Origin of the sequence: Frankia sp. CcI156 (genome assembly GCF_001983015.1) — a bacterium.
Taxonomy (GTDB): Bacteria; Actinomycetota; Actinomycetes; order Frankiales; family Frankiaceae; genus Frankia; species Frankia casuarinae.
In genome coordinates this window covers 24,492-31,822 of record NZ_MOMD01000070.1, presented here as the reverse complement: position 1 = coordinate 31,822, position 7,331 = coordinate 24,492, and the positions used below count along the sequence as shown (strand labels likewise).

The window sequence follows — 7,331 nt, the reverse complement described above, 5'->3', positions numbered from 1 at the left end:
TTGATTATACCAGCGTGGCCGGTATAACCGTTGCGGTCCGTGCCGGATTCCCCTGTCGCCTGAAGGCGACAGTCCCCTCCGGAGGTCATTGATGGGTGAGCCGGGCCTTGCTCTCCTGGATCGGGCAGAGCCGTCTCGATCGTCGCGACCAGATCGAGGCGGACCATCAGGTCCCGGGCCACCGGCAGAGCACCGAGCAGCTTCTCCAGGCGCGGGGGCCCATAGCCCACCCGGACGGCGGTCGCCAGCACCCTCCGAACCGTCCCAGGCCGGACACACCACGCACCAGGGAAATCATCATCCTGGCGGATCAAGAAATCACACGGTCAGCACACCACACGAACGYGCGGAGTACGGGCTTACCGAGCGGTGGATGCGCAGGCGCGGTGCGACGCGCTGCGAGCACGTCCGAAGGAACGCAAACTCGTCGCGTCGGCCGCGCTGCACGACGCGGTCAATGCCGGCCTGGCCGAGAAATGGTCTCCGAAGTAGATCAGTGAGAGGCTGAAGAAGGACTTCCCTGACGACGAGGGCATGCGCGTGTCGCACGAGACGATCTACGAGTGCCTATACCTCCAGGCCCGCGGCGAGCTTCGGACCGAGCTGAAGATTGCTTTGCGCAAGGGCCGGACGAGGHGGGTGAACCGATCGCGCAGACCGTGACCAGGGGAAAGATCCCGGACATGGTMGACATCAGCGAGCGGCCGAAGGAGGCCGAGGATCGAGCCGTGCCCGGCTTCTGGGAGGGTGACCTGATCATCGGTAAGGGGAACAGGTCCCAGATCGCCACGCTCGTCGAGCGTACCACCCGGTTCGTGATGCTGGTGCGTATCCCCTCTGACCGCACCGCCGAACGTGTCGCTTACCTRCTCGCGAAGAAGATGGGAACCCTCCCTGAGTTCCTTCGCAACAGCGTGACGTGGGACCAGGGGAAGGAGATGGCCCGCCACGCGGAGTTCACGGTCCGGACCGGTATCCCCGTGTATTTTTGTGACCCGCACTCGCCCTGGCAGCGCGGTTCCAACGAGAACACCAACGGTCTGTTACACCAGTACTTCCCGAAGGGCRCCGACCCGTCCTTGCACACACAGGACGAGCTTAATAAGCTGGCCGCCCAGCTGAATGGAAGGYCACGGCAGACGCTTGGCTGGTTGAAGCCGATAGAAGTTTTCAACGAGCTGCTAGAAAGTCACGCGTCGCTTTGGCCATTTGATTCCACTCGTCAGGTTGTCAGGCAGGCGAACGGTGCCTGATGCGGCAGTAGTTCCCAGAATCACAATTCACTCCCCGGGAAGTTCCACTATGTTCCCTCTCATGGGTTCGTCTGGCGCAGATGGCGGTACCCCGCGCAGCGGCGTGGTGGGCGGGTCGATCATGTTTCTCGCTTTCTTGTCCGAACTCGCGATGCTGGGCACTTTGGCGGGTGCCGGACTCGATCTCGCCTCGTCAGCCGTCGCCGGTGTTGCCTTGGCGGTCCTGCTGCCGCTGATGGCGGCCGTCGTCTGGGGAGTGTGGCTCGCCCCCGCGTSACGACGTCGGCTTCGCGGGCCGGCGCTGCTGATGGTGAAGATCCTCCTGTTCTGTCTGACCGCGATCGCCACGGCGCTGGCTGGGCATCGCGTCTGGGCAGTGGTGTTCGCGGTCACAGCGATCGCCGCGACGGCCGGTGGTCACCGCATCGACAGCCGAACCCAGGCGCGGTGAAGGTCACGCCTTTTCGGCGGCCTGCCTAAGCGCCGTGAGCCAGTCATTCAGCCCGCTGCGGAGTTTCGTGCTGCTGAAGATGAGGCCGAGGAAGGGCATAGACATCGATTCCATGCTCGTGACCCGCACCGTACCGTCCGGTGTCCGTTCGAGAACGTTGCGGTGAACGGCCTTGATGCCGGCGGAGACCCCACTCCAGGTGATCTCGTGGAGTGGATCGACGACCGCCAGGGTCGAGCGGACCCGTGACTTCCCGTTGACCCAGATGAAGGATGTGTCGACGGCCACCCCGCCGTGAACCTGCACGTCCCGGACGGCGGGGTTCCACGCCGGCCACCGGTCTATCTCGCTGATCAGCCGCCATACCTTCTCGGTCGGCGCGGCCACGGAGATCTCCGCCGCGGCCTTTACCGGCGCCTTTTCGTCGAGCACGCGCTTCTTGGCATATTCTTCGTGAAGCTCGGCGATGCCGGGCCCGCGGTAGAGCAGATTCGATGTCATACCCGCTCCCTCGGTCGTTCGACCTGGTTGTCGTCGGTGGTTGCTAACGCCGTTAGCCGACGCTAGCCAACAACGTTGGTGACGGTCAAGGGGCGTGCGGAAGGTCACCGGTCCGGGGCGTCGCGGAGCAACAGCAGGTAGGGGCTACCGAGGGGGRTGGCTCCGTGACCTCAGTGTTCGTCCCAGTGACCTCAACTCCAGGCCTGTCAGTGGCGCATCCCCACTCGGCCCGCACGCGCCGCGCCACCCGGCGCCTCGACGACCCGGTCGACCCGGTAGATCGTCACCTTGGTCGGACCGGCGCCGAACGAAGCCACCTTGACGCCATGGGCCAGCGCGTCGGCCAGCAACGGGAGCCGGTGCAACGTCGCCGGTTCGGCCATCCAGGCGTCGAGGATGACGTAGTCGACGTCGCGCCAGCCGTTCGGGAGGCTCGCCCGTACGGCCTGGTCGTTGATCTTCCAGTGCCAGATCGGCCTGGTACCTCCGCGTAGCAGGTCGAGCCACGCGTAATCGTTCGTGATCGTCACTCGGCCAGGGGGGACGTGGCCGAGGTACCAGGCGGACGCCTCCCGGCTCGGGAGACTGTCGTCCCGGGAGGTCGCGTCGACCAGGACCGGTCCCCACTGCCACGACAGCACCGCCAGCCCGGCCACGACCACCGAGGCCACCGCCGCGAGGCGAAGACGGGCGGTTGTGGTGGCAGGCCCGGGCCGGGGATGAAGGTGGTCGGCCAACCCCGCTACGCAGAGTGCGGCGAACGGCAGCATCCCGACGACGTACGGGTACGGCAGGTACCCCTCCCGGAGCAGGAGCAGTGCCTGGCTCACCAGCAGCACGCTCGGCACCCGAAGCCGAGGCACCAGCAGCCCGGCGATCGCCGCCACGAGGCCGGCGGCGAGCAGGATCGCATCGAGCCCGAGCCAGAAGCCGACCAGGTTCCACGCCGAACTGCCGCGGTCGARCACACTGCCGCTGGACTGCCGGGTGAACAGCTGGAACTCGACCGCCCGGCGCAGCTGGTGCAGCTCGCCACGAGCGGCTGCGAACACCACGAACGCCCCGGGGCCCGCCACGGCCGCGGCGGCGAATCCGAGGCTCGCGGCGCGTAGGTTGCGCCGCCGGTGATTGATCCACACCATCAGGTAGACACCGGGCAGGAACACCAGAGCGGATTCCTTGGACCAGAACGCGACGCTTACCGCGAGTCCCGCCAGTACGGCAGTCCRCACTCGCCGTCTGGGCGCCGCAGCCATGACCAACGCCGCTAACAGCCACATCACCATGATGTTGTCGAGGAACACCATCCGCTGGAACCAGAGCGCCAGCGGTGACAGCGAGAAYAGCGCGACGGCCGTCACCGCGTACGGTCGGCGCACGTCCAGCCGGCGGGCGAACAAGTAGACCAGGACACAGCTCGCGACGTGCACCCAGAGCATGAACTCGCGCGCGGCGCTCACGCCGGTAGCGCCGCGGCCGAAGGCGTCGGTCACCCAGGCGTACGCCGCGATCTGGGCCCAGCCGCCGAAAGGATGATCATACCAGTAGGTGTAGTGCGCCAGTCGGCCCCAGTACCGCAGGGCGTAGGCCTGCGCGGCATAGGTGCCCTCGTCCTCGTTGAACCGGCCGGGCCAGCCGTCGAGGTTCACCGCGTGGACCAGGGCACAGGCGACGACGGCTGCGCCCACGGCGAGAACGACCATGGTGCGACGGCTGCCGCGACGGCTGCCGCGACGGTGACGGGCCGCCGGACCCGGCTGGCCGGCCGACTCCGGAACGCTCCTCGCGGCGGTCAGCAGGCGACCCTCCCGGCGAGCAGGCTCGCCCGGAAGGCGGCGAGGTCGGCCTCCGAGTCGTCGTACCGCCAGTCACCCTTCACGCCGTCCTTGATGTTCATCGCCGTCCAGACGAACCCCACCACCTGGGGGTGGCTCTGCAGCCAACTGCCGAACGAGGCGATCCAGCTGGTCTTGTACTGGTCCCGCTGGGCGCCCACCTCGGTCAGCAGGACCGGCTTGGTCGACAGCGCGGCCAGTTGGGCCATGGACGGGTCGTACGTCTGCGCGGCGGAGCTCTCCTGCACGCCGTACCCTGTCAGACCCATCAGGTCGACCCACTTGTCGCCGGGGTAGTACTCGGCCAGCGGCGTTCCCGACGTCCCGCGGAGCACGTTCGGCGACCACACCCACAGCGCGTTCRTGACGCCGGCGTCTCGGAAGATGCCGACCACGTGCTGCCACGCCGCCACGAACAGCGCCGGGGTGTTCGAGCCGACCGACGCCCACGGGTACCAGTAGCCGTTCATCTCGTGGGCGAACCGGATCAGGACGGGGCGTCCGTACTTCTTCACTACCATCGCGATGGCCCGGTAGTGGTCATCCCACCGGCCCTCGATGGTCTTGTCGAGCGTGAAGTCGCTCTGGTTGACCCCCTTGTCCGGGTTCCACGGCTCGACCGTCACGATCGGTGTCACCGGCACCGCGCCGAGTACCGTCGGGTCCAGGCCGTGGGTCACGGAGACGAAGAACTGGGCCATCGCCGGCGGRCAGGCCGTCGTGCGTGCAACCTCGCCCAGCGACGCCTGGCTGATGCCGGGCACCGTGACGCCGAACTGCGGACGGGTCCTGAACACGGTTTCGACGGCCGCCCGCGGCGGAGCCGAGCCGCCGCGGGCGGYGCCGCTCGGGGATGCGGGTTTCAGCGACGGGCCGTCGCCGGGGGAGCTGCAGGCGAAAACCAGTACGCTCGCCGCCATCATCAGGCAGACGGCAGACCGCCGTCGCATCAGCGCCTCCCCACCAGGTACCTCGGCCGTCTGGCTGGTACGTCCGCCAAACAATGACTGAAAAGTGTACAGAAGTCCTGAAATACGGCCATGGCGCATCTCGTTCGCGAGGCTACCCGGTGCCCGGATTCCACCGGGACCGAAGTCAGGAACGCGGTGTGCCCGCGGTCTGGCTTGACTGGAGCCGCGGTCCCCGCAACGGCAGCTGTACCTTGGTGACCAGCGCGTGTTCGAGCGCCGGCCCGAGCATGACCGCTGCCGTGTTCGTGATGTGGGAGTCGTCGCGGTACAGCAGCACGCTGCCCCGTACGGCCGGGCAGGGCCCGGTCCCCGGGCACAGGATGACGTTCAGGTCGACCGCGCTGACCGCTGGTTCGCGGCCCTCGACGACCGCCTGCAGCAGCGGGTCGCGGGGCAGTCCGGAATCCCGCGGGAACGAGCACGACCGCCAGTTGTCGATTGCGCCGGAAATACACGCCGGAATGTCTCCCGGTGGATTCGGGGTGTCGACGATGTAGACCAGCGGAGCACCCAGGGACGCGAGCCGTGCGATCGTGTTCCGCCATCCMGCCACAACCTTTTCTTCGTCGCCGGTGTACCGGTTGTACGTACTCAGGAAGATCGYGTCTGGCTTTGGTTCCGCGGCGAGCCGGCGAAACGTGTTCTCCCGCCAGGTGTCGCACTCGGTGAACTCCCGGCCGAGCTGCTCGCTGCGGACCGAGATGGCGGGTAACGGACAGCCGACCTTGGTCAGCACCTCCACCGACCAGTCGCTGCCGCGGGCCACGTGGTAGACCGCCCCGAACCACTGGGCGGCGTGCGAGTCCCCCAACAGGACCACCCGGCCGGTGGCGCCGTCGGTGTTCAGCTGGCAGGGCGGGCTCGTGGTCTGGCGGGGACTTGCCATGCAGCCCTCCGGAAGCCGCGGCAGGTCGTCGTACGCGGACCAGGGGGCGGGCGTCACCGGGCCGCTCAACAGGCCGCCGGGTTGGTCGAACGGGTCACGCACCACCGTGGCCGCGGGCAGGTGTGGCAGCACCGCCACCGCGTCCCGGTCACCGCCCCGCATCCGCTGCAACGCATCGGTGCCGACCAGCATGCCGGTGGCGGCCGGCAGCAACGTCGCGGTGACGGCGATCGCGAGGCCACGACGCCAGCCCGACGCCGCGACCGCCGAGAGCCGCACCGGACGCTCGACCAGCCGCGCCGACAGCTCGGCCGGCACTGCACAGGCCGCGACCACTGCCGTGCGCGTCTGCCAGCTCAGGTCTCCCACCCGCGCCTCGACCAGGACGAGCACGGCCCAGTGCCACAGGTACAGGCTGTACGACCGGCTTCCGATGACGGTCAGCACCCTGGTCCCCAACAACCGGCCCGCACCCGCCCGGAGGCTGCGGTGTCCCGGGCGGACGCCGGTACCCGCCGCGATGACCGCTGCYGCGCCGAAGGTGGGCAACAAGGCCGCCGTGCCCGGGTAGACCGTCACGCTGTCGTAGCTGACGACGGCGGTCACCACCGCCACGCACCCCGCCCAGCCGAGCACGATCCTTAACCCGGTGACGGTGCGGCCGCGGTCGAGTCTGGCGAGCGCCGGCGTGGCGAAGGCGACCAGCGCACCGACGCCGAACTGCCACGCCCGGGTCGGCGAGCTCAGGTAGGCGACCGGCGTCTCCACCAGGGTCCAGTGCAGCGACAGCGTCAACGACAGGGCGACGAGCCCGAGCGTGACCGGGACCGCGACGGCGGCCAGCGACATCGTGACGCGCCGGGCGAACAGCACGACGAGCAGCAGGAGCAGCGGCCAGACGAGGTAGAACTGCTCCTCCACGCTGAGCGACCAGAAGTGCAGCACCGGACTGGGATCCCGACCGCTGGCGAGGTAGTCGGTCTGGTTCGAGATGAACCGCCAGTTGACCAGGTAGACCGAGGCCGCCGCGACGTCGTGCACCGTCTCCGCCTGGCGCAGCGKCGGCATCGTCAGCCAGCTCGCCACGGTGACGAACACCAGGACGACGCAGGCCGCCGGCAGGATGCGCCTGGCCCGGCGCGCGTAGAATCCCGCCAGGCTTATCCGACCGGTGACCTCGGCCTCCCGCACGARCAGGCTGGTGATGAGGAACCCCGAGACGACGAAGAACACGTCGACCCCGACGAACCCGCCAGCGGCGTGGGGGACCTGACCGTGGTAACACAGCACGGGCAGCACAGCCAGGGCGCGTAGCCCTTCGATGTCGGGGCGGAAGCCGAGCCGTTCCTCGATCCGCACCAGACCCGGGTGGGGYCGCCGCAGCGGCACGGTGACCGCGCCGTCCGTCGTCCTCATGGTCCTCATGCTCCTCAG

The 7,331-nt window shown here is 68.4% G+C and carries 7 protein-coding genes; 2 read left to right on the top strand and 5 right to left on the bottom strand.

The window, feature by feature from the left end:
- Positions 1–251 (bottom strand): hypothetical protein (locus tag CcI156_RS26365; RefSeq protein WP_217494686.1); only part of this gene is annotated, 251 nt, incomplete at its 3' end.
- 432 nt (positions 252–683) lie between these two features.
- Between CcI156_RS26365 and CcI156_RS26360 the strand changes: the two genes are divergently transcribed.
- Positions 684–1,253, top strand: coding sequence for an IS30 family transposase (locus CcI156_RS26360; RefSeq protein ID WP_217697728.1), 570 nt, complete (start codon positions 684–686; stop codon positions 1,251–1,253).
- A gap of 121 nt (positions 1,254–1,374) precedes the next feature.
- Complete coding sequence (locus tag CcI156_RS20830; RefSeq protein WP_175637637.1) at positions 1,375–1,704, top strand: YrdB family protein; 330 nt, start codon at positions 1,375–1,377, stop codon at positions 1,702–1,704.
- 3 nt (positions 1,705–1,707) lie between these two features.
- Here CcI156_RS20830 and CcI156_RS20825 read toward each other — a convergent pair whose 3' ends face one another.
- From CcI156_RS20825 to CcI156_RS20810, 4 genes are all read right to left on the bottom strand, one after another.
- Positions 1,708–2,205 (bottom strand): SRPBCC family protein, encoded by a 498-nt coding sequence (locus tag CcI156_RS20825; protein ID WP_011437646.1) that lies wholly within the window; start codon positions 2,203–2,205, stop codon positions 1,708–1,710.
- Between the two features lie 206 nt (positions 2,206–2,411).
- Positions 2,412–3,908, bottom strand: a complete 1,497-nt coding sequence (locus tag CcI156_RS20820) for a glycosyltransferase family 39 protein (protein ID WP_083718715.1) — start codon at positions 3,906–3,908, stop codon at positions 2,412–2,414.
- Positions 3,909–3,997: 89 nt separating this feature from the next.
- Positions 3,998–4,990: a glycoside hydrolase family 26 protein gene (locus tag CcI156_RS20815; protein WP_175637636.1), complete on the bottom strand. Its 993-nt coding sequence runs from the start codon at positions 4,988–4,990 to the stop codon at positions 3,998–4,000.
- A gap of 145 nt (positions 4,991–5,135) precedes the next feature.
- Entirely contained in the window at positions 5,136–7,313 is a 2,178-nt protein-coding gene (locus CcI156_RS20810; protein ID WP_076807697.1) for an acyltransferase family protein, read from the bottom strand.
- Positions 7,314–7,331: the final 18 nt, after the last annotated feature.